Raw genomic sequence first — 26,405 nt, 5'->3', positions numbered from 1 at the left:
CCCTTCTCCCGTGGGAACCCGCGCGGGAGTGTACGCAAGGCGCCGCCAGCGCGATGTGTGCGCCGAGGCGACGCGGCTCAGGCGATGCCCAGCCCCGGAATGGCGCTGATCGCGTCCGGGTCGAACCCGGCCAGCGCGGCGAAATGGCGGCCGCGCGCCACGTAGTCGCGGTAGGCGCCGAAGCTGGGCGCGCCGGGCGACAGCAGCACCACGCCGCCCTGCTCGCCCAGCGCCGTGCGCGCCAGCGCCACCGCCTCCGCCAGGTCGGCCGCGGCATGCAGGCCGAAGCCGGCGGCGGCGGCCAGCGGCGCCAGCAGCGCATGGATGCGCGGGCCGTTGGCGCCCAGGGTGACGATCTCCAGCGGTGCCCCGCCATCGCGCATGTGGTCGGCGAAGTCCTGCCAGTCCAGGCCGCGGTCGTGACCGCCCACCAGCAGCGCGATGCGCCGCCCGCGGAAGCACTCCAGCGCCGCGAGGCTGGCATGCGGGGTGGTGCTGATCGAGTCGTTCACATAGGTCACGCCATCGCGCGTGCCGAGGGTCTGCAGCCGGTTCGGCAACGGCCGGAAACGATCGGCCGCCAGCGCCAGCGCCGCCGCATCCAGACCCAGCGCCTCGATCGCGGCCAGCACCGCGCACAGGTTGCCGCGGTTGTGCCGGCCCGGCAGCGGCGCCTGCGCGCTGTCGTACACCGCGGCGTCGCCGCGATAGACCACCTCGCCGCGCATGTGCCAGCCGTCCTCGCGGTTGAACCAGCGCACCTCGCTATCGGGCAGCTGCAGGGCGGCCAGTTGCGGATCGGCGGCGTTGAGCAGGGCGATGCGCGGCCGCGCATGGGTGACCAGCTCGAGCTTGTCGGCGATGTAGCGCGCCTGGCTGCCGTGCCAGTCCAGATGCTCGGGAAACAGGTTCAGCACCAGCGCCAGTTGCGGCCGTGCGCCGCTGCGGGCGACGTCGCCGGTCTGGTAGCTGGACAGTTCGATCGCCCAGTACTGCGGCGGCGGCATCGGCGCCAGCACTTCCAGCAGCGGCACGCCGATGTTGCCGACCAGGCCGGTGCGGTGGCCGCCGGCGCGCAGCAGGTGCGCCAGCAGCGCGGTGGTGGTGCTCTTGCCCTTGGTACCGGTGACGCAGACGCTGCCGGGCACCACCCCGTCGGCACCGGCGTGTTCGGCGAACCACAGCGCGGTACCGCCGATGAAGCGCGTGCCGCGCGCCGCGGCGGCCTGCGCCTCGGGCCGGTATGGACTGATCCCCGGCGACTTGATCACCACATCGAACGCGGCCAGGCGCTCGGCAGTGGCCTCGGTCTCGACACGCAACGCAGGATCGTGCAGCGCGGCGATCTCCGCGGCCTCCTCAGCCGAACAGAACACCGTCAGCGGCAGCGCGCGTGGCGATTCCCCGTTCCCGATTTCCGATTCCCAGCCACGCACCGCTGCATACGCCGCACGGCCCTCACGCCCCCAGCCCCACAGCGCGACGCGCTGCGACTCAAGCTGCGAAATTCGCACGCACGCGTTCCCACAGGTCGGCCGGGATGCGGTGCTGCGCGTCCAGTTCCAGCAACGGCTCCACGCGCAGGTCGGCGGGGTCGAGCTGCGGCTGGATCTCGCGGATGAAGCGCGCCACCAGCGCGTCCTCCTTCCATTCCGCGCGCGCCGCCAGCGCCGCCATCGCCGCGCGCGACTCGCGGCCTTCGCCGACGCACTCGAACGGCTTGTGGTCCTGGAACTCCAGCAGCGCATCGAAGCCGCCGGCCTGGCCGGCGTCGTCGAGCAGGTTGCGGCCGAAGATGCGCACCAGCCGCGTCTTGGGCATGAACGGCGCCAGCGCCAGGAACACGAAGTGGCACTTCGGGCAGACCCCGCACCAGCGGTGCGCCGGGCGCTCGCCGAGGATGTGGAAATTACGGTTGCAACTGGAGAAATGCGCGTCGTAGTGATCGGTCTTGGCGAACTGCCGCGCCACCGCCAGTTCCGACAGCGGGCGCAGCAACGAGTAGTAGCGCAGGTCCGCGGCCACGTAGCGCTGCACCTGCTCACCGAACGCCTGCTCGAAGGCCCAGCCCTTGGACCACTGGTGGTTGACCTCGCCGGTGCCGGCGATCTGGCTGCCATAGCTGGCCGAGTGCTCGTTGGAGAACACCACCTGGCCGGCGTCGTGCAGCACCGCGGCGAACACCAGGATCGCCGAGTTCACCGCCGTCACCGGGATATGCCCATTCCACGCACCCTGCCGGTTCAGCTCGAACAGTTCCGGCGCCAGCGTGCGGCCAATGTTCAAGGTCGGCAGGCCGGTGCGCTCGGCGCAGGCGCGGATCAGCTGCGAGCCGCCGATCCAGGTCACCGTCTGCGCCACGCCGGCCGCGCGCAAGGCCTCGATGCTGACCAGCGAATCCTTGCCGCCGCCGATCGCCACCAGCGCCTGGTCGCGCAGCCCGAGCGCCGCGGCATCGGCCGCGTCGGCCTCCGCGGCCGGGAAACGGATGCGCCCACGCAGGTCCAGGCCGTTGCGATAGGCGAACTCGCCCAGGCCATGCAGGTAGACGCTGTCCAGCAGCGCAGCGGTCTCCGCATCGATGGCGTAATCATCGATGACGATGCGCGGCGGCACCGCCGCCTTGTAGTAGCTGACGCCGGCGATCAGGTGCAGCAGGCGCAGGGCGCGCTGCGCCGCCTGCGCGCGCGCCGGGTCGAGCGCGAACGGCGCGCCGGGCACGGTGATGGTCTCCACCAGCTCCGGGCCGTCGTCGAACGCATAGACCAGGCGCGCCACGCCGCTGTCGGCGTCGAAGCCGCAGCGCACGAAGCGGAAGGTGGCGATCTGCTGTTTGTCGAAAGCGGTCATGGACGTCCTGCAAGCACACGGGTGTGCCGCAGATAGCGGCGGCACAGAAGAAATTCGAGCATCGAAAACGGCAAGGCGGCCCACAGCAGCGGCAGGCAGCCGAACACGAAGGCCATCAGCAGCAGTTGCCAGTGCTGTCCGGCCGGCACCGACGCGGCGGAGGCCAGCACGGCCACCAGCACATACAGCGCCAGCGCCGGCAGGTAGGCCAACGCGGCCAGGAGCGAGGTGCGCAGGGCCAGCGCGCCGGTGCTCGCCGCGGGCCCGCGGCGCTGCCAGCGCACCGCCAGCCATGCGCCGATGGCAGCGGCGGCCAACGCCGGCAACGCCCACTTCAGGCTGTCGGTCCACGGCAGCGATGTACCCGACTGATCCACCGCGGTGGCAGCCACCATCGCAAGCGCGCCGGCCGCGGCGCTGCCCGCGACGAACTCAGTCCGTGCGCGCATCGATCGCCTCCTCGCGGGGCAATTCGCGCTGGTTGTAGGTGCTGGCCATGCTGTAGCCGTAGGCACCGGTGTCGGCGATCAGCATCACGTCGTCGGGCGCGGTGCCCGCCGGCAGGCGCCGGCGCTTGCCGAACACGTCGCTGGATTCGCAGATCGGCCCGACCACGTCGAACACGGTCTCGGCCGGCTGTTCCAGGCGGCTCAGGTTCGCCACGTCGTGCCAGGCGTCGTACAGCGCCGGGCGGATCAAGGTGTTCATGCCGGCGTCCAGGCCGACCCGGCGGATACCGTCCTTCTCGATCACCTGGGTGGCGCGGGCCAGCAGCACACCGCATTCGGCGACCAGATAGCGGCCCGGTTCGATCGCCAGGCGGAACGCCGGGTGCACCGCCTTGGCCTCGGCTAGGCCCTGGGCGAAGGTGTCCAGGTCGAACGGTTCGTCGTCGGCGCTGTACGGGATCGGCAGGCCGCCGCCGATGTCGATGATCTCCACGCTGCCGATGCGCCGGGCGAAGCCGGCCAACTCGTCGCACATGCGCCGCCAGTGCTGCGCCGTCTCCACGCCGCTGCCCAGGTGCGCGTGCAGGCCGACGATGCGGATGTCCAGCGCGCGCGCGGCCTCGACGAACTCGTCGACGCGGGTCGCCGACAGGCCGAACTTGGAAGCCTTGCCGCCGGTGTTGACCTTCTCGTGGTGGCCGTCGCCATGGCCCAGGTCGATGCGCAGCCACAGGCTGCGGCCGCGGAACAGCTCCGGCCAGCGCTGCAGCGCCTCGACGTTGTCCACGGTCACGGTCACGCCCAGCGCGAACGCGGCTTCGTACTCGGCGCGGGGCGCGAAGCTGGGGGTGAACAGCACCCGCCGCGGCGACAGTTCCGGCACGATCTCGAACACCCGGCGCAGTTCGCCGTGCGAGACGCACTCCAGGCCGAAGCCTTCTTCTACCAGGGTCTGCAGGATCGCCGGATGCGCGTTGGCCTTGATCGCGTAGTAGCGCTGGTCCACCGCGGCGATCGCCTTCAGCGCACGCGCGCGTTCGCGCAGGGTCGGCAAGTGGTAGACGTAGCGCGGCGTGCCGGCCTCGGCCAGGCGCAGCAGATGCGCGCGCTCGCCCTGCCACCACGGCACCAGCCGCGGCCGCACCGTGCCGGCGATCTCGCGCCAGCGCGGGCCGAACACCTCGGTCTCCTCCACCGGCATCGCGCCGCTGTCGATCAGCTCGGCGTGCAGGATCGGCAGCAGTCCGTCGGCGTCGGTCTCGTCGATGACGAAGGTCAGGTTCAGGTCGTTGGACGACTGCGAGATCATGTGCACGCGCTCCTTGCCGAACGTGGCCCACACGTCCGAGAGCTTGTGCAGCAGCGAGCGCATGCCGCGCCCGACCAGGGTGATCGCGGCGCACGGCACGATGATCTTGACCCGGCAGATCTCCGCCAGGTCGGCCGACAGCGCCGCCAGCACGTCGGTGTTGACCAGGTTCTCGCTCGGGTCCAGCGACACGGTGACGTTGGTCTCGGCCGAGCCGATCAGGTCCACCGACAGCCCGTGCTTCTTGAACAGCGCGAACACGTCGGCCAGGAAGCCGACCTGCTGCCACATGCCGATGCCTTCCATCGACACCAGCACGATGCCGTTGCGGCGGCTGATCGCCTTGACCCCGGGCACGGTGCGGGCGTTGCCGTCGATGCTGGTGCCGGGCAGCTCCGGGCGCTCGGTGTCCAGGATCGCCATCGGCACGCCGCCATCGCGGCACGGCTTGATCGAGCGCGGGTGCAGCACCTTGGCGCCGGTGGTGGCGATTTCCTGCGCTTCGTAATAGTCCAGGCGGGTCAAAAGGCGCGCATCCGGCACCTCGCGCGGATTGGCGCTGAACATGCCGGGCACGTCGGTCCAGATCTCGACCCGGCTGGCGCCGAGCAGCGCGCCGAAATACGCCGCCGAGGTATCCGAGCCACCGCGGCCGAGGATGGCGGTGCCGCCGTCCTCGTGCCGGGCGATGAAGCCCTGGGTGATCAGCATGCGCGTGGGCTGGGCGACGAAGCGCGCTCGCCACTGCGGATCGGACTGCCACTGGCACGACACCGACAGGCGCCGCGACCAGGCGCTCTGGTTCGGCTGCGGCGGCAGCGCGTCCAGCCATTGCCGCGCGTCCATCCAGCCCATGTCCAGGCCGTTGGCGCGCAGGTAGGCGGCGCCGAGGGTGGAGGACAGCAGTTCGCCCTGCCCCAGCACCTCGGCCTGCCAGTCCAGCGTGCGCTCGGCCGCGCGCGGATCGTCGAGCAGGCCGCGCAGCGCCGCCAGGCGTTCGCCCAACACCGCCTCGGCGTCCAGTTCCAGTTCGGCCAGGAAGTCGCGGTGGCGCTGCTCCAGCGCGGCCACGCGCTGCGCGCTGTCGGCGCTGCCGTCGGCGATCGCGGTCAGTTCGTTGGTGACACCGGACAAGGCCGACACCACCACCAGCACCCGCGCACCGGTCTCCTCCGCGCGTTTTTTCGCCAGCCGTCCAATCGTGTCCCAGCGATGACGACGCGACACCGAAGTGCCGCCGAACTTGAGGACGATCCAGCGATCGACAGGAGAGGAAGCTGACATGGAGTGGGGGTGTCTGAGATGTGGGGAAAACGCCCGAATGCTCGAGCGGAACCCCCGATTCTACTGCCAACGGAGCGCGGATGAGCGCGCGCCGCCAGCCGCAACCGGGCGTCTTTTCCGCCAGCCTGGGGTGGGCACTCCACTGTGCGCGGTCCTCGATGCCGCCGACCTGGACGCACTGCGCATGCAGTGCCTGGCGGCCTGGCTGAACCTGTCAGAGACGGTGTTCTTCCTGCCGCCGGGCGCGGGCGCGGACGACCGCATCCGCCTCTTCAATCCCAGGGCGAACTGCCATTCGCAGGCCACCCCAGCGTCGGCGCGGCCTGGGCGGTCGTCGAACTCGGCCTGGCCACACCCCGCGACGGCGTGCTGATCCAGCAGTGCGATGCCGGTCTGCTGCCGGTGCGGATCGGTACCCACGCAGACGGTAGCCACGCCTTGGGGACGCAGTCCGCGTGCAGGCGCCGCGACACCATGCCGCCGCCGAGGGATGAACCGGCAACCTGGTGCAAGCGGTGATCGCCGACAAGATCGCTTGGTAGCTCCGGCCTCCCCCACCGCCGTCCGGAGTTTCCCGCCATGGCCGCACGCCGCTTCTTCCAGGTCGATGTCTTCTCCGCCCACGCCGGCAACGGCAATCCGCTGGCCGTTGTGCTCGATGCCGATGGATTGGACGCCGCTACGATGCAGGCCATCGCACGCTGGACGCGCCTGCCGGAAACCACCTTCGTGTTCGCGCCGACGCGCCCGGACGCCAGCTACGGCCTGCGCATGTTCAGCCCGCAGAAAGAAGTGCCGTTCGCCGGCCACCCCAGCGTCGGCACTGCGCACGTCGCGCTGCAAGCCGGCATCGCCACGCCGCGGGACGGCGTGCTGATGCAGGACGGCATCGCCGGCCTGCTGCCGCTGCGCGTCGATGTGGACGCTGGAGTACGCAGCATCGCCATCCGCACCCCGCGCGCGCAGGTGGCCGAGATCGCCGATGCCGCAGATGCGCGCCTGCAGGCGGCACTGCGCGGCTGGCCGCTGGGCGCGCTGCCGCCAGTGCGCATGGACGGTGGCCGCTGCTGGTGGCTGGTCGAAGTGGCCGACGAAGCCGCATTGCGCGCGCTGGCACCGGACTGGAACGCGATCGCCGCCCTGGCCGAAAGCACCGCCAGCATGGGCGTGTTCGCCTACGCCCGCGCCAGCGGCCAGGCCTATGCAGTGGCCGTGCGCGCCTTCGTCGGCAACGGCCGGCGCTTCGAGGACGCCGCCTCCGGTGCGGCCAACGCCGTGCTGGCGGCGTGGCTGGATCACAGCAAGGCCCTGCCCGGCAACGGCGGCCGCTACGTCGCCAGCCAGGGCCGCGAAGTCGGCCACGACGCCCTGCTGACGCTGCACGTGGACGAGACTGGGGAGGTGTGGTCTGGCGGCCAGGTGCAGACGGTGATCGAAGGCCACATCGACTGGCCCTGATCGAAGGTCGCCGGCACCTCGCATCGCAGGTGCCGACGGACGCGCAAACCAAAGGGCGCCTCGCAAGGAGGCGCCCTTTGGTTTAGTCGGGCAATACGTCAGTCGGGCAGCACGTCGACGCGGACGCGGATGCGGTCGCCCGGAGGCGAGGCGGTGCGGGTGTGGTAGTAGCGGCCGCCGTATTCGTAGGTCACGTCGTAGCCGTCGACACGGTCGTAGCGTTCGGTCCGATAGGACACCGGCTCGCATTCGCGGACCACGCCGCCACCGTAGCCGCCGCCATAGGCGCGGGCATTTGTGTCGTAGATCGAGCGGCCGGCCAGGCTGCCGAGCATGGTGCCGACGGCAGTGCCGACGAAGCGGCCATTGCCGCCGCCGACGCGGCTGCCGAGCACCGCACCGGCGATGCCGCCGACCACCGACGAGGCGGTGCGGCCGCCATCGGTGCCGCGGTAGCCGTAATCGCTGGCGTAGCTGCCGGACGCCGGGCGGTCGTAGCAGCGCTCGGTGGTCTCGCGCGGGCCGTTGACCTGCACCATGATCGGATCGGCGCGCACCACGCGCGCATATTCGTAGGTGCCGGACGCATACCCACGGTCGCGGTAGTCGTCATAGCGGGTGTAACCGTAATCCTGCGCGGCGGCGGAGCCGATGACGCCGACAGCGAGCGCAGCGGTCAACAGACGGGTCGAGAGCTTGTTCATGGCTATGGTTCCAAGCGCGTGGATCGCGCGACTGCATGCTCGATCCGAGGCGGTGAAACCAGACTGAATAGGGACGGTTGCGCCGCTTACATTTAGTGGCGCGACAGCATCGGGCAGCCCATGCGTGCAGGTCGGTACCGCAGCGATGTGCATGGCCGCCCCGCGGCGACACCATGTCGGTGCGCCGCAGCACGCGCGGCCCGGCATGCCGCCGGGCCGCACCGGGCTCAGCCCAATTCCGCTTCCAGACTGATCGGCACCGCGCTCAGCGCCTTGGACACCGGGCAGTTCTGCTTGGCGTCGTCGGCCAGTTCGCGGAAGCGCGCGGCCTCGATGTTCGGCACCACGGCCTTGACCTTCAGGCGGATCTGCGAGAGCTGCGGCCCGCCCTCCATCGACAGGTCGACGTCGGCGCGGGTGTCCAGCGCGGTCGGCGGAAAGCCGGCTTCGGTCAGCTTGGCAGACAACGCCATGGTGAAGCAGCCGGCGTGCGCGGCGGCGATCAGCTCCTCCGGATTGGTGCCCTTCTCCTCGCCGAAACGGCTGTTGAACGCGTAGCGGGTGTTCTCCAGCAAGCCGCTCTGCGGCGTGTTCAACCGGCCCTGGCCGGTCTTGAGATCGCCTTCCCAATGCGCGGTGGCGTGACGCGAAATGCCCATGCGAGGCTCCTGTCGGTGAGTGGAGCGCGGACCATAGGCGAGGCGGCGTTACGGGCTTGTGCTTCTGCCTGGCAGCGGCGATGGGCACGCGCGACAGCGGAAATGCCTGGCCATCTCGCCACGCGAAGTGCCGGCGCCGGCGCCGTCGTCGGCGAAAAAGACGCCAGTCGCGGCGAATATTCGCGTTTTTTTGCTTCCGGCCTATTGGCGCGGCGTAGCACATGCCCTACATTTCGCCATGCCGACGGGGTCGGCGCGACCCAAACCACCAAATACGGAATCAGGACATCATGGCAAAGACCGCAAAAAAGGCTGCCCCGAAGAAGGCAGTGAAGAAGGTAGCGACCAAGGCCGCCGCCAAACCGGCCGCTCCCAAGCCGATCAAGGACGTGCTGAGCAAGTCCGCGCTCGTCGCCCACATCGCCGAAACCAGCGGCGTGATCGCCAAGGACGTGCGCGCCGTGATGGCCTCGCTGGAGCACGCCGTGGCCGGTTCGGTCAGCAAGAAGGGCGCTGGCTCGTTCACCCTGCCGGGCCTGCTGAAGATCACCGCCGTCAGCGTGCCGGCCAAGCCGAAGCGCAAGGGCATCAACCCGTTCACCAAGGAAGAGCAGTGGTTCGCCGCCAAGCCGGCCACCACCAAGCTCAAGGTGCGCCCGCTGAAGAAGCTCAAGGACGCCGCGCTCTGAGCAGCGTCGCCTGATCCAGGCAAGCACACCGACGAGACGGCCCCGGCCGTCTCGTTTTTTTTGCGCGGCCTGCGCGCCCGGATTGACGGCCCGCTAAGGCCGCGACCGCTATACCGGTGCTTCCCTTCGATCGGATCACCTGCATGAAACTACAGGGCTTTCTCGACCAACTGCTGCAATCGGCGCAGGGCGTTCCCGGCCAGGCCACGGGCAAGACCGGCGCTGCCGCTCCGGCACCCGCCGGCACCGGCGGCCTGGGCGGCCTGCTCAACGCCGATTTCGGCAAGGGAGCCCTCAGCGGCGGCGCGCTCGGCCTGCTGCTCGGCAAGCACCGCACCACGCGCAAGCTGGCGACCTATGGCGGGCTGGCCGCATTGGGACTGATGGCCTATCGCGCCTATGGCGACTACCGGCGCCAGCAACTCGGCGCCGCCGCGCCCGAACCGCAGACGCTGGACCGGCTGCCGCCGCTGGAAGTCGAACAGCACAGCCAGGCGGTATTGCGCGCACTGGTCGGTGCGGCCAAGGCCGACGGGCACCTGGACGAACGCGAGCGCAACCTGATCGAAGGCGAATTCGCCCGCCTCCACGGCAACGACGCCGACGTGCAGCAGTGGCTGCATGCGGAACTGGAAAAGCCGCTGGATCCGGCCGAAGTGGCGCGCGCATCGACCACCCCGGAGATGGCCGCGGAAATGTATCTGGCCAGCCTGCTCGCCGCCGACGAACAGAGCTTCATGGAGCGCAGCTACCTGGACGAACTGGCACGACAGCTCGGCATCGACGACGCATTGAAGCAGCGCCTGCAGGAACAGGCAGCCGCCCTGCACGCGGACTGAGCGCATGGCCGCGGCGCCCACGCTTTCGCCGGCGCAGCGCCTGCGCCGCGAACTGCTGCGCGCGACCTTGCTGGCCGCACTGGCGGTGGCCGCGGCCTGGGCCTGGCGACATCCCTGGGCGCAGCGCCTGCGCGTCGGCTGGGAGTTGGCGCGCGCGCCGGCGCCGACGGCCCTGCACATGCCGGTCAAAGGCGTGGATCCGCGGCGCGTGGCCGCCACCTTAGGCGCGCCGCGCGGGCGCGACCGCCAGCACGCCGGCGTGGACATCTTCGCCAAACGCGGTACGCCGGTGGTGTCGGCGACGCGCGGCATCGTCGTCGCCATCGCCGACCGCGGCCTCGGCGGCCGCCAGGTCTGGGTACTCGGCCCGGCCCGGCAGCGTCATTACTACGCGCACCTGGAGACATGGGCACCCGGGCTGCAGGTCGGCGACCTGGTGGAACCGGGCGACCCGCTCGGCGCGGTGGGCGACAGCGGCAACGCGCGCGGCACGCCACCGCACCTGCATTACGGCGTCTACGCCGAAGGCGGCGCCTACGATCCGCTGCCGCTGCTGCGCGCGGCACGCTGAACGGACGCACTGGAACAGAGCGTCGCGGGCGGCGGGCTCGTGGCGCCGGTCGGTCGCGCCTATCTTGGAGGCACACACCGCGTGCGCCACTGCCATGACCGCCTCCCAACGCTACCGCGTCACCGTCACCCCGATCCAGGACGACGGCCTGCCCTGCCAGGGCCGCTGCACCATCGAACTGGAGGCGCGCTGCCGGCAGGACTGGATGCGCCTGCTCGAGGCGGCACAGCGCCAGCCCGGACTGCGCGGCGACGAGCGCGCCGCGCTGATCGTCGGCACGCAGTTGCTGCGCGGCCTCGGCGAGCGCAGCGAGGGAGAGGCGCGTGAACTGCTGGCGCCGCTGCAGCCGGCGCTGGACGCGCTGCTGGCACGGCTGGCGCTGCCGGCCGCCTGAGCGGCGACAGGCGCTCGGCCGGTTCCGCTAATCGCGCATTCACCGGCCACCGTTATGGTGAATTCCTCTCGTTCGCCCAGGGCTTCCCGATGATCTTCCGCAAGTTCACCCTGCGCGCGGCCGCGCTGCTGGCGTTCGCCGTCGCCACCCAGGCCCAGGCCGAACCGACCATCCAGGGCCGCCAGGTCAGTGTCGGCGCCGCCGACGTGCAGCACTACCTGGACGGCAGCTTCCCGCAGACGCACAAGGCGCTGGGCGGGCTGATCAAGATGACCGTACGCGATCCGAAGCTGAGTCTGCCGCCGGGCGACCGCCTGAAGATGCAGTTCGACCTGAGCATGGCCACGGGCGGCGGCGCGCCGACCCCGCTGGGCCAGGTCCTGCTGACCAGCGCGCTACGCTACGACCAGCAAAGCCAGAGCTTCCACCTGCAATCCCCGACCATCGACGACTTCCGCCCGGCCGCCAACGGCGGCAAGCTCGACGCCAACACGCGTGAGTTGCTCAATGCCTGGCTTGAGGATTACGCGCGCAAGGAGCCGATCTACAAGCTCGACCCGCGCCTGACCGCGATGCTGGGCGATGTGCAGATCCAGTCGGCTGGCGTGGAAAACGGCGCGCTGGTGGTGCGCTTCAACCAGGACATCGGCAAGCTGGTGCCGGCGGGCATGCTTCCGGGGCAGTAGCCCACGCGACGGCCAGGGTGCGGCGGTAGCCGCCACCAGCAGCGCACGTAGAAACGGCGGCCTCGGCCGCCGTTCCTGTTCCAGGTTTTCCCGCCTGCGCCACCATCGCGGCGGCGCAGACGAATCGCCGGGGACTCAGCCCAGCGCCTTGGCCACCGCCTGCGCGAAGGCCGGGATGTCGTCCGGCTTGCGGCTGGTGATCAGGTTGCCGTCCACCACCACCTCCTGGTCCTCCCAACGCCCGCCGGCATTGGACAGGTCGGTCTTCAGCGATGGCCACGAGGTCACCTGGCGGTCGCGCACCAGCCCGCTCTCGGCCAGCAGCCACGGGCCATGGCAGATCGCCGCCACCGGCTTGCCGGCACTGGCGAACGACTGGATGAAGGCGATCGCGGTCGGCTCGGTGCGCAGGTTGTCAGGGTTGATGACACCGCCCGGCAGCACCAGCGCGTCGTAGTCGCCGGCCTGGGCCTGTTGCAGGCGCTTGTCCACCGGCACGCTGTCGCCCCAGTCCTTCTTGTTCCAGCCGCGGATGCTGCTCGCGTCGCCCGGCGCGATCACGTCGACCTGAGCGCCCCAGGATTCGAGCAGGCGCTTGGGCTCCTGCAGTTCCGACTGTTCGAAACCGTCGGTGGCCAGGACAGCCACCTGCTTGCCGGCAAGGGAAGGCATTGCGCTCATGGGACACTCCTCGAGTAGGGGAGTCCCACCGTAGAAACGCGCCGGTGGCAGTACCGTGAACCGCGCGTCGGCGCGGCGTGCACGGCTGGACGCAACGTCAGCGCTTGGGCTGCAGCATGGTGCCGGTGCAGTTCTTGGCGCCGCAGCGGCACTCCCAGATCTTCTTCAGTCGCGGCGTGTGACGCTCGGCCAGGGTGATGCCGTAGTTGTAGGTGAGTTCCTCGCCGGGCTTGATGTCGCGCAGCGCCTCGATGACCACCTTGTCCTTGCGCCGGTCATCGCCCTCGGCCTCGACGATCACCGCTTCGCAGTTCGGCGCGCAGCTGTGGTTGATCCAGCGCGCGTCGTTGCCCTCGTAGTTGGCGTCGATCACGTAGTCGTCGCTGAGGGTGAACAGGAAGGTGTGCCCGGTCTCGACGTCGCCGGCTTCGTCGCGGTCGACCTCGGCGTGGCTGCGGCGGCGGCCCTTGTACTCGATGACCCGCTCGCCTTTCTTGAGCGGCAGCACGGCGAACACGCCGTTGCCATGGATGCGGGACTTGCGGGCGGCGATCTTGCGGGGCATGCGGCGATCCGGACAGGAAAGCCTAGATTCTGGCGCACATCGCCCGCGATCCCAAGTCTGCGCGTGCCGGCCCGCCGACCGCGTCCCCGCTCCGGCCCGATCGCACCGATCGAAACAAGAGATGAATAGCCTGCTTGGACGCTGCGGCGCAAAAGAGTACAATTTCGGTCCGCATTGAAATCCACCGCGTCGCCATGCTCCGCGTCACCAAGCTCACCGATTACGCCACCGTCGTGCTGACCGTGCTCGCCGCGCGTCCGAACGAAGTGTTGAGCGCGACCGAACTGGCCGAACAGGCCGGGCTGGAGCCGCCCACGGTCAGCAAGCTGCTCAAGCCGTTGGCCCAGGCCGGCCTGGTCGAGGGCCTGCGCGGCGTGCGCGGCGGCTATCGGCTGGCACGGCCGGCCGACGCCATCACCCTGATCCAGATCGTCGAGGCGATGGAAGGCCCGCTGGCGATCACCGAATGCAGCCACCACGGCAGCCAGTGCAGCATCGCCCAGACCTGCGGCGTGCGCTCCAACTGGCGGCTGATCAACGACGTGGTCGCCGATGCGCTGCGCGGCGTGACCCTGGCGCAGATGCTTCACCCCCTCCCCTCCTCCGGCGATCCGAAACGGCGTCCCATCGCCGTGCGGTTCGCGACCACCTGACCTGTAGGCAGCCCCATGGCCACCGAAAACGCTGAAATCCTGGAACGGCTGGGACGTCGCTACGACGCCGGCTTCGTCACCGACATCGAATCCGATTCGTTCCTGCCCGGCCTGAACGAGGACGTCGTGCGCGCCCTGTCCGTGAAGAAGGACGAGCCGGAATGGATGACCGAATGGCGCCTGGCCGCCTACCGGCACTGGCTGAAGATGCCGATGCCGCACTGGGCCAAGCTGGACATCGCGCCGATCGACTTCCAGGCGCTGAGCTACTACTCCGCCCCCAAGGGCCCGAAGTACGCCTCGCTGGACGAGGTGCCGAAGGAGCTGCTGGACACCTACGACAAGCTGGGCGTGCCGCTGCACGAGCGCGCCAAGCTGGCCGGCGTGGCGGTGGACGCGGTGTTCGACTCGGTCTCGGTCGGCACCACCTTCCGCAAGGAACTGGCCGAGAAGGGCGTGATCTTCTGCTCGATGTCCGAGGCGATCAAGGAACACCCGGAGCTGGTCAGGCAGTACCTGGGCAGCGTGGTGCCGGTCGGCGACAACTTCTTCGCCGCACTCAACTCGGCGGTGTTCTCCGACGGCAGCTTCGTGTTCATCCCCAAGGGCGTGCGCTGCCCGATGGAGCTGAGCACCTATTTCCGCATCAACGCCGGCCACACCGGCCAGTTCGAGCGCACCCTGATCGTGTGCGAGGACCAGGCCTACGTGTCCTACCTGGAAGGCTGCACCGCGCCGATGCGCGACGAGAACCAGCTGCACGCGGCGGTGGTCGAGCTGGTGGCGCTGGAAGACGCGGAGATCAAGTACTCCACCGTGCAGAACTGGTATCCGGGCGACGAGGAAGGCCGCGGCGGCATCTACAACTTCGTGACCAAGCGCGGCGAATGCCGCGGCGCGCGCAGCAAGATCACCTGGACCCAGGTCGAGACCGGTTCGGCGATCACCTGGAAGTACCCCTCGTGCGTGCTGCTGGGCGACGACTCGGTGGGCGAGTTCCACTCGGTGGCGCTGACCCATCACCGCCAGCAGGCCGACACCGGCACCAAGATGATCCACGTCGGCAAGCGCACCAAGAGCAAGATCGTCAGCAAGGGCATCAGCGCCGGCCGCGGGCAGAACACCTACCGCGGCCTGGTCAAGGTGGAGCGCAGCGCCGAGGGCGCGCGCAACTACACCCAGTGCGACTCGCTGCTGATCGGCAAGCAGTGCGGCGCGCACACCTTCCCCTACATCGAGGTCAAGCATCCGACCGCGACCGTCGAGCACGAGGCCACCACCTCCAAGATCAGCGACGACCAATTGTTCTATTGCCGCGCCCGCGGCATCGACCAGGAGAACGCGGTGTCGATGATCGTCGACGGCTTCTGCAAGCAGGTGTTCCGCGAACTGCCGATGGAGTTCGCGGTGGAAGCCAAGAAGCTGCTGGAAGTGTCGCTGGAAGGGTCGGTGGGCTAGCGCCTCTTCCTTCTCCCTTCGGGACCACGGCCCCCTTTTCGGGGGAAGGTGGCGCAAAGCGCCGGATGAGGGTACGTGCGAAGCCTCGCGCACCCAAACCCCGCGAGATGCTTCGCACCGCACCCTCACCCCAACCCCTCTCCCGGTGGGAGAGGGGCTAATCAAGAATTCTGATGGACTACCCCATGCTCAACATAGAAAACCTCCACGCCTCCGTCGCCGGCAAGGACATCCTCAAGGGCCTGTCGCTGCAGGTGAAGCCCGGCGAAGTGCACGCCATCATGGGTCCCAACGGCGCCGGCAAGTCCACCTTGGGCAACGTGCTGGCCGGCCGCGACGGCTACGAAGTGACCGCCGGCAGCGTGCGCTTCGACGACGCCGACCTGCTCGAACTGGAACCGGAGGAGCGCGCCGCCGCCGGCCTGTTCCTGGCCTTCCAGTACCCGGTGGAAATCCCCGGCGTGAACAACACCTACTTCCTGCGCGCCGCGCTCAATGCGCAGCGCAAGGCGCGCGGCGAGGCCGAGCTGGATTCGATGCAGTTCCTCAAGCTGGTGCGGCAGAAGCTGGCGGTGCTGCACCTGAAGGACGAACTGCTGCATCGCGGCGTCAACGAAGGCTTTTCCGGCGGCGAGAAGAAGCGCAACGAGATCTTCCAGCTGGCGGTGCTGGAACCGAAGCTGGCGATCCTCGACGAGACCGACAGCGGCCTGGACATCGACGCGCTCAAGACCGTGGCCGAAGGCGTCAACGCGCTGCGTTCGCCGGAGCGCGCGTTCGTGGTGATCACCCACTACCAGCGCCTGCTCGACTACATCAAGCCGGACGTGGTGCATGTGCTGGCCGACGGCCGCATCGTGCAGACCGGCGGCCCCGAACTGGCGCTGGAACTGGAAGCGCACGGCTATGCCTGGCTGAAGGAGCGCGTGGCGCCCGAGGCGGCAGTGCAATGAGCGCCCTGCTCGACTCGCTGGCCGCCGCGTTCCACGGCGACGCCGCCCGCCGCGCGCCGCTGGAGCAGGCGCTGCGCGACGGCCTGCCCGGCACGCGCAGCGAAACCTGGAAATACACCTCGCTGCGTGCGCTGGAGCGGCGCAGCTTTGCCGCGGCGCCGCAGAGCGCGCCAGTGGTGGACGCCGCGCTGCTCGACGGCATCCCGGCGCCGCGCCTGGTGTTCGTCAACGGCCGTGCCAGCGATGCGCTGTCGGACCTGTCCGGCCTGCCAGCCGGGGTGGAACTGCAGCGCCTGTCGACCATCCTGCGCAGCGGCGACGATGCCATGCGCTTCCTCGGCCGCCGCTTCGAACGCAGCGACGAGGTGTTCGCCCGGCTCAACGCCGCCCTCGCCGACGAAGGCAGCGTGCTGCGGGTGGACGCCGGTGTGCGCGTGGAACTGCCGCTGCACCTGGTGTTCGTCTCCACCGCCGCCGAGGCCGACCTGGCCTGGCACCATCGCCACCTGATCGAACTGCGCCAGGACGCAGCGTTGGCCGTGGTCGAGCATCACCTGCATGCCGGCGATGCGGCGCACCTGAGCAACAGCCTGGCGCACGTGCACCTGGCCGCCGGCGCGCAACTGACCCACGCCCGCGTCCAGGACGAAGCGGCGGGCGTCACCGCACTGCTGCGTACCGACGCGGTGCTTGCGCGCGACGCGCAGTACCGGCGCGTGGACCTGGAACTGGGCGGCGCGCTGGTCCGGCACGAACTGAATGTGCGCCTGGAGGGCGACAACGCCCGGCTGGTCGCCAATGGCGTGCTGCTCGGCAACGGCCGGCGCCAGTTCGATACCCGCCTGGGCATCGAGCACATCGCCCGCGACACCGCCTGCGAACTGCTGTGGCGCGGCGTCGCCACCGGCCGCAGCCGCGTGGCCTTCCATGGCGGCATTCATATCCGCCACGGTGCCGACGGCACCGCCGCGGCGCTGTCGAACAAGAACCTGCTGCTGTCCGCCGACGCCGAGATCGACACCCAGCCGGTGCTGGTGATCGATGCCGACGAGGTCAAGGCCGCGCACGGCGCCACCGTCGGCCAGCTCGATGCCAATGCGCTGTTCTACCTGCGCTCGCGCGGGCTGCCGCAGGAACGCGCGCAGCAGCTGCTGACCGCCGCGTTCTGCCGCGAGCCGGTCGGCACGCTGGAACCAGTGCTGGGCGAAGGCCTACTGGCGCGGCTGGAGCGGGCGCTCAGCGCCGCAGGCGTGGCATGAACGGGCCCGCCGCGCACACCGCCACGCCGCAGGCGCCGGACTGGGACGCGGTCCGCCGCGACTTCCCGCTGCTGATGCGGGAAGTGCACGGCAAGCCGCTGGTGTACTTCGACAACGCCAATACCGGGCAGAAGCCGCTGCAGGTGATCGCGGCGACCGACGCGTTCTACCGCCGCCACAACGCCAACGTCAGCCGCGCCGTGCACGCGCTCGGCAGCGAGGCGACCGAGGCCTACGAAGGCGCACGGACCCGGCTGGCGCGCTTCCTCAACGTACGCGCCGACGAGCTGGTGCTGTGCAGCGGCGCGACGTTCGCGCTGAACCTGGTGGCGTACTCGTGGGCGTTGCCGCGGCTGCGCGCCGGCGACACCATCCTGGTGTCGCGCATGGAGCACCACGCCAACATCGTGCCCTGGCAACTGGTCGCGCAACGCACCGGCGCCACGGTCAAGGTCGCCGAAATCACCGCCGACGGCGCACTGGACCTGGACGCGCTGCGCGCGGCGATGACCGCCGACGTCAAGCTGCTGGCCCTGGCCCATGTCTCCAACGTGCTGGGCACGGTCAACCCGGTCCGCGAGATCTGCCGCGAGGCGCGCAAGCGCGGCATCGTCAGCGTCATCGACGGCTCGCAGGCTGCGCCGCACCGGCCGCTGGACGTGGCCGCGATCGGCTGCGACTTCTACGCCATCACCGGCCACAAGATGTGCGGCCCGACCGGCACCGGCGCGCTGTGGGCGCGACGCGAGCACCTGCAGGCGATGCCGCCGTTCCTGGGCGGCGGCGAGATGATCAAGGAAGTCAGCTTCGACGGCACCGCGTTCAACGACCCGCCGCACAAGTTCGAGGCCGGCACCCCGAACATCGCCGGCTTCGTCGGCCTCGGCGCGGCGGTGGACTATCTGCAGGGGATCGGGCTGCAGCACGTGGAAGCGCGCGAGGCCGAACTGCTCGCGCACCTCACCGAGGAACTGCAGCGGATCGACGGCCTGCGTCTGTTCGGCACCGCACCGGGCAAGGCCGCAGTGGTCTCGTTCCTGATCGAGGGCGCGCATGCCCACGACCTGGCCACCCTGCTCGACCTGGAAGGCGTGGCGGTGCGTTCCGGCCAGCACTGCGCGCATCCGCTGCTGCAGTTCTACGGCGTCGCCGCCACCTGCCGCGCCTCGCTGGCGTTCTACAACACGCATGCCGAGATCGAGCGTTTCGTGGCGGCGTTGCGGAAGGTGCGGGCGCTGTTGGTTTGAGCGGGGATTGGGCATTCGGGATTGGGGATTCGTAAAGCGCCGCCTTCGCCAATCCCCAATCCCCACTCCCGAATCCCGGCCGCCAGGCTTAAAATCGGCCCATGCACACGCTCACCTTCCGCACCGCCACCGTCGACGATCTCGACGCCATCGCCGCGCTGGTCACCTCGGCCTATCGAGGCGACAGCAGCCGCGTCGGCTGGACCACCGAAGCCGACCTGCTCGACGGCAACCGCATCGACCGCGAGGTGCTGCGCGCCGACATCCTGCGTCCGCGCAGTCTGGTGTTGCTGGCCGAGCGCGATGGCGAATTGATCGCCTGCGCGCATGTCGCCGACGAGGACGGTGCCGGCTATTTCGGCATGTTCTCGGTGCAGCCGCAGGCGCAGGGCGGCGGCCTGGGCAAGACCGTGCTGGCCGAGGCCGAGCGCATCGCCTGGCAGGAATGGCGGTTGCCGCTGATGCGGATGTCGGTCATCGACCTGCGCGAGGAACTCATCGCCTTCTACGAGCGCCGCGGCTACCGCCGCACCGGCATCAAGAAGCCGTTTCCGTACGGCGATGCGCGCTTCGGCCTGCCCAAGCGCGAAGACCTGCGCTTCGAGGTGCTGGAAAAGCCGCTGGGCGGTGCTGCATGAGCGAGACCTGGACCTTCGTCTGCGCCGATGGCGAACTGCTGCCGGGCGAAATGAAGACGGTGTGGGACGAGGTGACCGATGCGCCGATCGTGGTGTTCAACTTCGACGGCCAGTTCTATGCGCTGGAAGACCGCTGCAGCCACGAGGACTACGAGCTGTCCCCCGGCACCTTCGACCCTGCTGCCGGCAGCATCGAGTGCGTGCTGCACGGCGCCCGATTCGACGTGCGCGACGGCCGCGCCCTGTGCGCACCGGCCTATGGCCCGGTGCCGAAGTTTCCGGTGAAGTCCGAACACGGCGGGCTGTGGACCCGCGACGACCGCGACTGAGGCCGCCCCACTTCGCCGCAATACGCACTTTGCCGCGCCCCTGGCGATAGCGTGACGCAGCATGCTCCTGCGCCTTGAACGCGCGTCGACACGGCCTTGATCCCAATCGCATCCTCACGGCGCGTGCACCTGCTGTGTGCATGCGCACGCGTGGGACATCTACAACTGGGATGGAAAGACCATCTCGATCGATCCGATTAAAGATCCCGATGCCCTCGCCGTTAACGGGAAACGAGGTAGACGAATATGCAATTGCGTCACGATTGCGTGAAATATTCGTTGCATTTCGTACCAAACAAGTGCCGCGACCATCCCTGGTACTCCCATCCCTCTTGCTAGGACCAGAGCATGACCGCTCTTCTGCATCGCTATAACGTTTCCCGGCGCCTCTCCTTCGCCTTCGGCCTGCTCATCCTGCTGTCCTGCGGGCTGGTGGTCGGCGGCCTGGTCACCCTGTCGCAGGCGCGCAGCCAGTTGGACACCGTCGCCCACCGCACCGTGTCCAGCATCGTCTATACCAACGAAATGCTCGATGCCAGTTCGGACATCGGCATTCAGTTGCGCAACATCGTGCTGCCGACCACGCAGGAGGAAAACATCGCCTTCGCCAAGATCATGGTGATGGAACTGCGCCGTTATCGCGAATACTGCACCAAGCTGTTCGCCATCCCCGCTACCAGCGCGCGCGATCACACCTTGCGCGAGCAGATGAACCGGACCTACGCGCAGGCGAGCGAGGTCAACCAGCAAGTGCTGGAACTGGGCCTGACCTACAAGTCCGACGACGCGATGAAGGTGCTGCTGCAGCAGGCCGCGCCGGCGACTCAGCGTTGGCGCGAGGCGATCAGCGCCTACGCCAGCTGGCAACGCAACAACGGCGAACAGGCCTACGCCGATGCGACCGCGGTGATGGCGCGCGGCCGCTTCCTGCTGATCGCTGGCGGCTTAGCAGTGGTGCTGGTCAGCAGCCTGCTGGCCTGGACGATCACCCGCAGCCTCACCGTGCCGCTGGCCCGCGCCACCCGTGCCGCCGAAGCCATCGCCGAGGGCCGCCTCGACAACGACGTGGCCACCGACGCGCGCGACGAACCCGGCCGCCTGCTGGTCGCGATGGGCCGCATGCAGACCCAGTTGCAGCGCTTCTCCCGCGAAACCGCGCTGATGATCGAGCTGCATGCCGACAAGGACATCAGCCACCGTATGCCGCAGGACTTCCCGGGCGTGTACGGCGAGCTGAGCAAGGGCATCAACACCATGATGTTCGAGCACCTGGACGCCATCGTCGAGGCCGTGGAGATCCTCAACGAGTACGCCAACGGCGACCTGCGCCGCGACGCGCGTCGCCTGCCCGGCAGCCGCGCGGTGCTGCACGAGTCGATGGATGCGGCCAAGGCGAGCCTGCTGGCGATCAACACCGAGATCAAGCGCCTGGCCGCGTCGGCCGCGGCCGGCGACTTCAGCACGCGCGGCGATGCCGCGCGCTTCCAGCACGACTTCCGCCTGATGGTGCAGGACCTCAACGCGATGATGGAGGTCAGCGACGTCAATCTGGGCAAGCTGTCGGCGTTGCTGCAGTCCATCGCCGCCGGCGACCTCACTACCCGCATGCATGGCGACTTCCACGGCGTGTTCGCACGGATGCGCGAGGACGCCAACGCCACCACCGACCAATTGACCGGCATCGTCGCGCGCATCCAGACCGCCGCCAGCAGCATCAGCGCCGCCGCCGGGGAGATCGCCAGCGGCAACGACGACCTGTCGCGCCGCACCGAACAGCAGGCCGCCAGCCTGGAGGAAACCGCCGCTTCGATGGAAGAACTGACCTCCACCGTCCGCCAGAACGCCGAGCATGCACGCCAGGCCAACCAGTTGGCGGTCGGTGCGGCCTCGGTGGCCTCGCAGGGCGGCGACGTGGTCGGCCAGGTCGTGCAGACCATGAGCGGCATCGAGGCGTCCTCCAAGAAGATTGCCGACATCATCTCGGTGATCGACGGCATCGCGTTCCAGACCAACATCCTGGCGCTAAACGCCGCGGTGGAAGCGGCCCGTGCCGGCGAGCAGGGCCGCGGCTTCGCAGTGGTCGCCAGCGAAGTGCGCACGCTGGCGCAACGCTCGGCCAACGCCGCCAAGGAAATCAAGGACCTCATCGATGACTCGGTCACCCGCGTCGCCGAGGGCTCGGCTCTGGTCGACCAGGCCGGCAAGACCATGCAGGAGATCGTGAGCTCGGTGCAGCGCGTCACCGACATCATGGGCGAGATTTCCGCCGCTTCGCAGGAGCAGTCGGCAGGCATCGAGCAGGTCAACCAGACCGTGACCCAGATGGACGAGGCCACCCAGCAGAATGCGGCGCTGGTGGAGGAAGCCACGGCCGCCGCGCGCGCGATGGAAGAACAGGCGGGCCAGCTGACCCAGGCGGTGGCGCTGTTCAAGATCGAGGCGGGCGGCAACGCATCGCCGGGCATGGCGCGCACCGTGACCGTGCAGCGCGCCCGAGCGCAGGCCGAGGCGCTCGAACCCGCGGCCTGAGTGTCGTCTCGGCATGGCCTGGGGCGCGCACGATCGGCGCGCCCCAGGCCATCCGCGCGGCATGCGCTGGCTCCGACACCTGGCGGCGCCGGAGCCGGCTGCGGCACACTGTGCGCCTCCCCCTTGCGAGCGCGCCCATGAAGATCGTCGAAGTCCGCCACCCGCTGGTACAGCACAAGATCGGCCTGTTGCGCGACGCGGCGCTGAGCACCAAGGGCTTCCGCGAACTGGTCACCGAGCTGGGCACCCTGCTCGGCTACGAGGCCACCGCCGACCTGGAGACCGAGACCCACACCATGGACGGCTGGGCCGGCCCGACCCAGGTGCAGCGCATCGCCGGCGCCAAGATCACCCTGGTGCCGATCCTGCGTGCCGGGCTGGGCATGCTGCCGGGCGTGCTGGCGCTGATTCCGGCGGCGCGGGTCAGCGTGGTCGGCCTGCAGCGCGACGAGGAAACGCTGCAACCGGTGCCCTACTTCGAACGCCTCACCGGCCGCCTTGAAGAACGCGACGCATTGATCCTGGATCCGATGCTGGCCACCGGCGGCACCCTGATCGCCACCGTGGACATGCTCAAGCGCGCCGGCGCGCGGCGGATCAAGGGCATCTTCCTGGTCGCCGCGCCGGAGGGCCTGCAGGCGCTGGAAGCGGCGCATCCGGACGTGGAGGTGTACACCGCCGCCATCGACGAACGGCTCAACGACAAGGGCTACATCCTGCCGGGCCTGGGCGACGCCGGCGACCGCATCTTCGGCACCCGCCTGGGCTGAGCGGCGCCACGGCGCCGGTGGTGGATCAGCGCTGCAGCACCTGCAGCGCGGCGCTGACGTACACCAGCGGCGCATTCCAGTTGATCGCCACTTCGTTGGTGGCGTAGCTGCATTCCTTGTCCAGGTACGACAGCGCCGGCAGCGACGACGTGTAGGCGTGCTTGCACGCGTCGGCGTCCTGCTGCCCCGGCTGCGGACCGCCGACCAGCCATCCCGGCACCGGCGTGGCCACGCCGTCGGCGATGGAGATGCGATGGTGGATGTGCATCGGCGAGCGCGCGCCGATGCCGGTGACGAAGGACAGGCCCAGCGGATTGCGGCCGAGCACGTAGTCCAGCTGCGACTGCGCGGCCTGCAGGTATTCGGGCTTGTGCTGCAACTGGTAGGCCTGCAGCAGCATCATCGCCTGGTTCAGCGCGGTGGCGTTGCTGCCCCAGTGGAAGTCGGCGTCGCGCATGGTCACGCGCCAGGCCGAGCCCTGCCATACCTGCACCAGGTGATCGCCCAGGCCCTCGATCTCGTCGGCGATCCGCGCCTGGTCGGCGCGCGGGGTCAGCCGCGCGCGGTGCTGCGCCAGCGACATCCAGGCCAGCCCGCCGACCTGGCGCCAGTCGGGCACGCTGGCCGGGACCTTGCGTGCCATCGCCGCCTCGTAGAACGCGTCGTCGGCGGTGGCCAGGTACAGCTCGGTGGCGGCCCAGGCGAACTCGTCGTCGAACTCGGTGTCGTCGTAGGCGCCGGTGTGCACATCGTCCGGCTGCCGGTAGGCCACGTCCGGATGCGCCTGCGCCCAGGCCCACGCGCGCCGCGACGCCTCCAGCATGCGCTTGGAGATGCCGCCGAACTGCGCGTCGTACGGCGCGTAGATGCGGCTGGCCTGGGCCATCACCGCAGCGAAGTCGAGCGTGGCCGCGGTGCTCTTCTGCACCACGTAGCGCGACGCGCGCGCCTGGTCCGGCATCTGCATGCCGGCGAAGTCCAGATTGGTCAGCTTGTGGTACACGCCGCCGTCGTGCGGATCCTGCATCGCCAGCAGCCACTGCAGGTTCCAGTCGACCTCGCGCAGGATGTCCGGCACGTCGCCGCCGCTGTTGGGAATGCCTTCGGGGTGCGTGCTGAAGTAGGTGGGGAACTGCTCGTAGGCGGCCAGCAGCGTGTACACGGTGATGCCGGAGCTGACCACGTACTTGTTGTAGTCGCCGGCGTCGTACCAGCCCTTGGGCGCGGCGATCACGGTGCCGGCCGGGCGCTCCGGCGAGGCCGCCGAGGCATGCACCAGCACGTGGTCGTCCGGGTGGCCGGCAGCGCGCGCGTGGCGGCCGGCGTAGGTGCCGTCCAGCGCGGTGCTGGCGCGGTTGTAGTAGTAGGCCTTGAGCGCGGCGCGCGACAGCGCGTTGTAGGCGTCTTCGCCGATGGCGAAGCTGTCCGACGGCGGCAGGCCGTCGACCTGCAGGCGGTAGCGGCCCGGCGTGCGCAGCGCGGAGAAATCGGCGATGCGCACGGTCTGCTGCGCCGGCGGCCACACCGCGGCGGCGCCGAGAGTGCCGCGCAGCACCACCTCGTCGCTGTCGGCGCGCGCGATCGAGAACGCGTCGCCATGGCCATCCGGCACCACCGCCAGCTTGCTGGCGGCAGGCAGGAAACCGACCTGATTCAGGCGGATCGGCGAGGGCATGGCGGTGTCGGCGTGCGAGGTGCAGCCGCCCAGCAACAGGCAGGCGAGGAACAGGCAGGACAGGGCGTGGGGCAGTTTCATGCGCCGATACTGGCCGGCCAGGATGACGGCTGCAAGCGCCAAATCGCGGGCATGTCGGGCGTGGCCTGCAACGCGGCGCGGAACGGCCGCAGGCGGCCTTGCTGACAGCGTCGTCAGCGAGGCGTCAGCGTGAGGTCGCCATGCGGCGCCTACGGTGACGGCCTGTCCCCACTGCCGGCGCCGCCCCGTGACCGCCCTGCCCCGACCGCCCGTTTCCCGTCGCCTGGCGCCGCTCGTGCCGCTGCTGAGTGTGCTGCTGCTCGGCGGCTGCATGGCCGGCCCGGACTACGTGCGCCCGGCGCCGCCGGCCGGCACGCAGCAGCCGTTCGAAGAAGCCGACGGCCGCTGGACGCCCGCCGCGCCGGCCGCGGCCGACCCGGAGGTGGCATGGTGGACCCGCTATGGCGATCCGCAGCTGGACGCCCTGGTCGAACAGGCCGACCGCGCCAACCAGACCCTGCGCCAGGCCGAGGCGCGCTATCGGCAGGCGCAGGCGCTGGTCGGCAGCGCGCGTGCCGCCGAGGCGCCGACGCTGGGCGTGCAGGCCGCGACCACGCGCGAGCGCACCGTCTCGCCCAAGCCGGGGCTGCGCGACGCCGATACGCTGGGGCTCAGCGCCAGTTGGGAGCCGGACTTCTGGGGCAAGGTCCGGCGCAGCGTCGAACAGGCCGGCGACAACGCCCAGGCCAGCGCCGCCGACCTGGCGCAGGCGCGGCTGTCGCTGCAGGCCGCGGTGGTCGCCGATTACCTGCAGTTGCGCTTCGACGACCAGACCATGGCGCTGTACCAACGCACCCTGGCCGGCTACCGCCACGCGCTGCGGCTGACCCAGGCGCGGGTGCGCGCCGGCGTCGCCAGCGCCGCCGATGTGGCCGCGGCCGAGGCCACCCTGCACAGCACCGAAGCCGCATCGACCGACCTGGCGCTGTCGCGCCGGCAACTGGACCACGCGCTGGCGGTGCTGCTCGGCCACACCCCCGCCGAATTCTCGCTGGCAGCCAGCGACGCACCGTTGCCGGCGCTGCCGCCGACTCCGCAAGCGCTGCCCTCGGTATTGCTGCAACGGCGCCCGGACATCGCCGGCGCCGAGCGGCGCATGGCCGCGGCCAATGCCGGCATCGGCATGGCCGTGGCGGCGTGGTTCCCGACCCTGTCGCTGAGCGCCAGCGGCGGCTACGACAGCGCCGGGCTGGCCTCGCTGCTGAGCGTGCCGAACCGGGTCTGGGCGGTGGGCGCAGCGCTGGCCGGCACGCTGTTCGACGGCGGCGCCCGCCACGCGCAACGCGCGCAAGCGCAAGCCAGCTTCGATGCGGCCGCAGCCAGCTATCGGCAAACCGTGTTGAGCGCGTTCCAGGGCGTGGAGGACCAGCTCGCGGCCACGCGCGAACTGGCGCGCGAGGAGCAGCAACAGCGCAGCGCCGCCGACGCCGCGCAGCAGGCCGAGCGCGTGCTGATGGATCAGTACCGCGCCGGCACCACCCTGTACAGCGCCGTGATCACCGCCCAAGCCAACGCGCTGGAAGCGCAACGCACGTTGCTGCAAGTGCAAGCGCGCCAGTTCGGCGCCCAGGTCGCGCTGCTGGTCGCGCTGGGTGGCGACTGGGACAGCGGCAATCTCCCCGCCGTGCGCGGCGCCTCGCCGGGCGCCACGCCGGCTCCTGTCCTCCCGGAGTAA

At 69.9% G+C, this 26,405-nt stretch carries 25 protein-coding genes and 1 pseudogene; 17 read left to right on the top strand and 9 right to left on the bottom strand.

Features of this window, described 5'->3' with window-relative positions; genetic code table 11:
* Positions 1-77 precede the first annotated feature (77 nt).
* The 4 genes from murD to RAB71_RS07910 are packed head-to-tail and all read right to left on the bottom strand — an operon-like array spanning position 78 to position 5,892.
* Positions 78-1,514 carry a UDP-N-acetylmuramoyl-L-alanine--D-glutamate ligase gene (murD, locus tag RAB71_RS07925; protein ID WP_029561960.1) on the bottom strand — a complete coding sequence of 479 codons (1,437 nt, stop codon included), beginning with the start codon at positions 1,512-1,514 and terminating at the stop codon, positions 78-80.
* Positions 1,495-2,850 carry a UDP-N-acetyl-alpha-D-muramoyl-L-alanyl-L-glutamate epimerase gene (gene murL / locus RAB71_RS07920; RefSeq protein ID WP_010341995.1) on the bottom strand — a complete coding sequence of 452 codons (1,356 nt, stop codon included), beginning with the start codon at positions 2,848-2,850 and terminating at the stop codon, positions 1,495-1,497. The genes murD and murL overlap by 20 nt, the downstream gene beginning before the upstream one ends.
* The gene (locus RAB71_RS07915) at positions 2,847-3,299 is read right to left on the bottom strand and encodes a hypothetical protein (RefSeq protein ID WP_010341996.1); all 453 of its coding nucleotides are present in this window, start codon (positions 3,297-3,299) and stop codon (positions 2,847-2,849) included. Before RAB71_RS07915 ends, murL begins: the two co-directional genes overlap by 4 nt.
* On the bottom strand, positions 3,283-5,892 hold the full coding sequence (locus RAB71_RS07910) for a bifunctional aspartate kinase/diaminopimelate decarboxylase (RefSeq protein ID WP_010341997.1): 2,610 nt from the start codon (positions 5,890-5,892) through the stop codon (positions 3,283-3,285). The genes RAB71_RS07915 and RAB71_RS07910 overlap by 17 nt, the downstream gene beginning before the upstream one ends.
* Positions 5,893-6,022: 130 nt before the next feature.
* Between RAB71_RS07910 and RAB71_RS07905 the strand changes: the two are divergent.
* Both RAB71_RS07905 and RAB71_RS07900 read left to right on the top strand, forming a co-directional pair.
* A pseudogene (locus RAB71_RS07905) lies at positions 6,023-6,303 on the top strand (PhzF family phenazine biosynthesis protein); the annotation flags it as partial.
* A gap of 168 nt (positions 6,304-6,471) precedes the next feature.
* The gene (locus RAB71_RS07900) at positions 6,472-7,350 is read left to right on the top strand and encodes a PhzF family phenazine biosynthesis protein (protein ID WP_010342000.1); all 879 of its coding nucleotides are present in this window, start codon (positions 6,472-6,474) and stop codon (positions 7,348-7,350) included.
* 98 nt (positions 7,351-7,448) lie between these two features.
* Here the strand turns inward: RAB71_RS07900 and RAB71_RS07895 are convergent, their stop codons facing one another.
* Positions 7,449-8,054: a glycine zipper 2TM domain-containing protein gene (locus tag RAB71_RS07895; RefSeq protein WP_010342001.1), complete on the bottom strand. Its 606-nt coding sequence runs from the start codon at positions 8,052-8,054 to the stop codon at positions 7,449-7,451.
* Positions 8,055-8,281: 227 nt separating this feature from the next.
* Positions 8,282-8,713 carry an OsmC family protein gene (locus tag RAB71_RS07890; protein WP_010342002.1) on the bottom strand — a complete coding sequence of 144 codons (432 nt, stop codon included), beginning with the start codon at positions 8,711-8,713 and terminating at the stop codon, positions 8,282-8,284.
* A gap of 290 nt (positions 8,714-9,003) precedes the next feature.
* Between RAB71_RS07890 and RAB71_RS07885 the strand changes: the two genes are divergently transcribed.
* From RAB71_RS07885 to RAB71_RS07865, 5 genes are all read left to right on the top strand, one after another.
* Entirely contained in the window at positions 9,004-9,402 is a 399-nt protein-coding gene (locus RAB71_RS07885) for an HU family DNA-binding protein (protein WP_026143706.1), read from the top strand.
* Positions 9,403-9,545: 143 nt separating this feature from the next.
* Positions 9,546-10,241, top strand: a complete 696-nt coding sequence (locus tag RAB71_RS07880; RefSeq protein ID WP_010342004.1) for a tellurite resistance TerB family protein — start codon at positions 9,546-9,548, stop codon at positions 10,239-10,241.
* 4 nt (positions 10,242-10,245) lie between these two features.
* The gene (locus tag RAB71_RS07875) at positions 10,246-10,812 is read left to right on the top strand and encodes a M23 family metallopeptidase (RefSeq protein ID WP_010342005.1); all 567 of its coding nucleotides are present in this window, start codon (positions 10,246-10,248) and stop codon (positions 10,810-10,812) included.
* Positions 10,813-10,906: 94 nt separating this feature from the next.
* Positions 10,907-11,206 carry a DUF3861 family protein gene (locus tag RAB71_RS07870; protein WP_010342007.1) on the top strand — a complete coding sequence of 100 codons (300 nt, stop codon included), beginning with the start codon at positions 10,907-10,909 and terminating at the stop codon, positions 11,204-11,206.
* Between the two features lie 89 nt (positions 11,207-11,295).
* Positions 11,296-11,892: a DUF1439 domain-containing protein gene (locus RAB71_RS07865; protein WP_010342008.1), complete on the top strand. Its 597-nt coding sequence runs from the start codon at positions 11,296-11,298 to the stop codon at positions 11,890-11,892.
* A 135-nt stretch (positions 11,893-12,027) separates the two neighbouring features.
* On the opposite strand, the gene RAB71_RS07860 is transcribed toward RAB71_RS07865, so the two are convergent.
* On the bottom strand, positions 12,028-12,573 hold the full coding sequence (locus RAB71_RS07860) for a type 1 glutamine amidotransferase domain-containing protein (RefSeq protein ID WP_010342010.1): 546 nt from the start codon (positions 12,571-12,573) through the stop codon (positions 12,028-12,030).
* A 97-nt stretch (positions 12,574-12,670) separates the two neighbouring features.
* Positions 12,671-13,138, bottom strand: a complete 468-nt coding sequence (locus RAB71_RS07855; RefSeq protein ID WP_010342011.1) for an SET domain-containing protein — start codon at positions 13,136-13,138, stop codon at positions 12,671-12,673.
* Positions 13,139-13,332: 194 nt separating this feature from the next.
* Between RAB71_RS07855 and RAB71_RS07850 the strand changes: the two genes are divergently transcribed.
* The 9 genes from RAB71_RS07850 to upp all read left to right on the top strand — a co-directional run bounded on the left by RAB71_RS07850 (position 13,333) and on the right by upp (position 22,974).
* On the top strand, positions 13,333-13,791 hold the full coding sequence (locus RAB71_RS07850) for an SUF system Fe-S cluster assembly regulator (protein ID WP_010342012.1): 459 nt from the start codon (positions 13,333-13,335) through the stop codon (positions 13,789-13,791).
* A gap of 15 nt (positions 13,792-13,806) precedes the next feature.
* The gene (gene sufB, locus RAB71_RS07845) at positions 13,807-15,249 is read left to right on the top strand and encodes a Fe-S cluster assembly protein SufB (protein ID WP_010342013.1); all 1,443 of its coding nucleotides are present in this window, start codon (positions 13,807-13,809) and stop codon (positions 15,247-15,249) included.
* Positions 15,250-15,434: 185 nt separating this feature from the next.
* Positions 15,435-16,202 carry a Fe-S cluster assembly ATPase SufC gene (gene sufC / locus RAB71_RS07840; protein ID WP_010342014.1) on the top strand — a complete coding sequence of 256 codons (768 nt, stop codon included), beginning with the start codon at positions 15,435-15,437 and terminating at the stop codon, positions 16,200-16,202.
* Positions 16,199-17,461 carry a Fe-S cluster assembly protein SufD gene (sufD, locus tag RAB71_RS07835; RefSeq protein ID WP_010342015.1) on the top strand — a complete coding sequence of 421 codons (1,263 nt, stop codon included), beginning with the start codon at positions 16,199-16,201 and terminating at the stop codon, positions 17,459-17,461. The genes sufC and sufD overlap by 4 nt, the downstream gene beginning before the upstream one ends.
* Positions 17,458-18,708: a cysteine desulfurase gene (locus RAB71_RS07830; protein ID WP_010342016.1), complete on the top strand. Its 1,251-nt coding sequence runs from the start codon at positions 17,458-17,460 to the stop codon at positions 18,706-18,708. The genes sufD and RAB71_RS07830 overlap by 4 nt, the downstream gene beginning before the upstream one ends.
* Before the next feature lie 101 nt (positions 18,709-18,809).
* On the top strand, positions 18,810-19,346 hold the full coding sequence (locus RAB71_RS07825; protein ID WP_010342017.1) for a GNAT family N-acetyltransferase: 537 nt from the start codon (positions 18,810-18,812) through the stop codon (positions 19,344-19,346).
* Entirely contained in the window at positions 19,343-19,675 is a 333-nt protein-coding gene (locus tag RAB71_RS07820) for a non-heme iron oxygenase ferredoxin subunit (RefSeq protein ID WP_010342018.1), read from the top strand. Before RAB71_RS07825 ends, RAB71_RS07820 begins: the two co-directional genes overlap by 4 nt.
* 348 nt (positions 19,676-20,023) lie before the next feature.
* Positions 20,024-22,204, top strand: a complete 2,181-nt coding sequence (locus RAB71_RS07815) for a methyl-accepting chemotaxis protein (RefSeq protein WP_104609482.1) — start codon at positions 20,024-20,026, stop codon at positions 22,202-22,204.
* Between the two features lie 137 nt (positions 22,205-22,341).
* A complete protein-coding gene (gene upp, locus RAB71_RS07810) occupies positions 22,342-22,974 on the top strand; it encodes a uracil phosphoribosyltransferase (RefSeq protein ID WP_010342021.1) in 633 nt (210 codons plus the stop codon).
* Positions 22,975-22,999: 25 nt separating this feature from the next.
* Here upp and RAB71_RS07805 read toward each other — a convergent pair whose 3' ends face one another.
* Positions 23,000-24,730, bottom strand: a complete 1,731-nt coding sequence (locus RAB71_RS07805; RefSeq protein ID WP_175300582.1) for a glycoside hydrolase family 9 protein — start codon at positions 24,728-24,730, stop codon at positions 23,000-23,002.
* 187 nt (positions 24,731-24,917) lie between these two features.
* Between RAB71_RS07805 and RAB71_RS07800 the strand changes: the two genes are divergently transcribed.
* Positions 24,918-26,405, top strand: a complete 1,488-nt coding sequence (locus tag RAB71_RS07800; protein ID WP_199774619.1) for an efflux transporter outer membrane subunit — start codon at positions 24,918-24,920, stop codon at positions 26,403-26,405.

Origin of the sequence: Xanthomonas sacchari (assembly GCF_040529065.1) — a bacterium.
Lineage (GTDB): Bacteria > Pseudomonadota > Gammaproteobacteria > Xanthomonadales > Xanthomonadaceae > Xanthomonas_A > Xanthomonas_A sacchari.
Note: the sequence above shows the minus strand (reverse complement) of the source record. Positions and strands in the feature narration are given on the sequence as shown.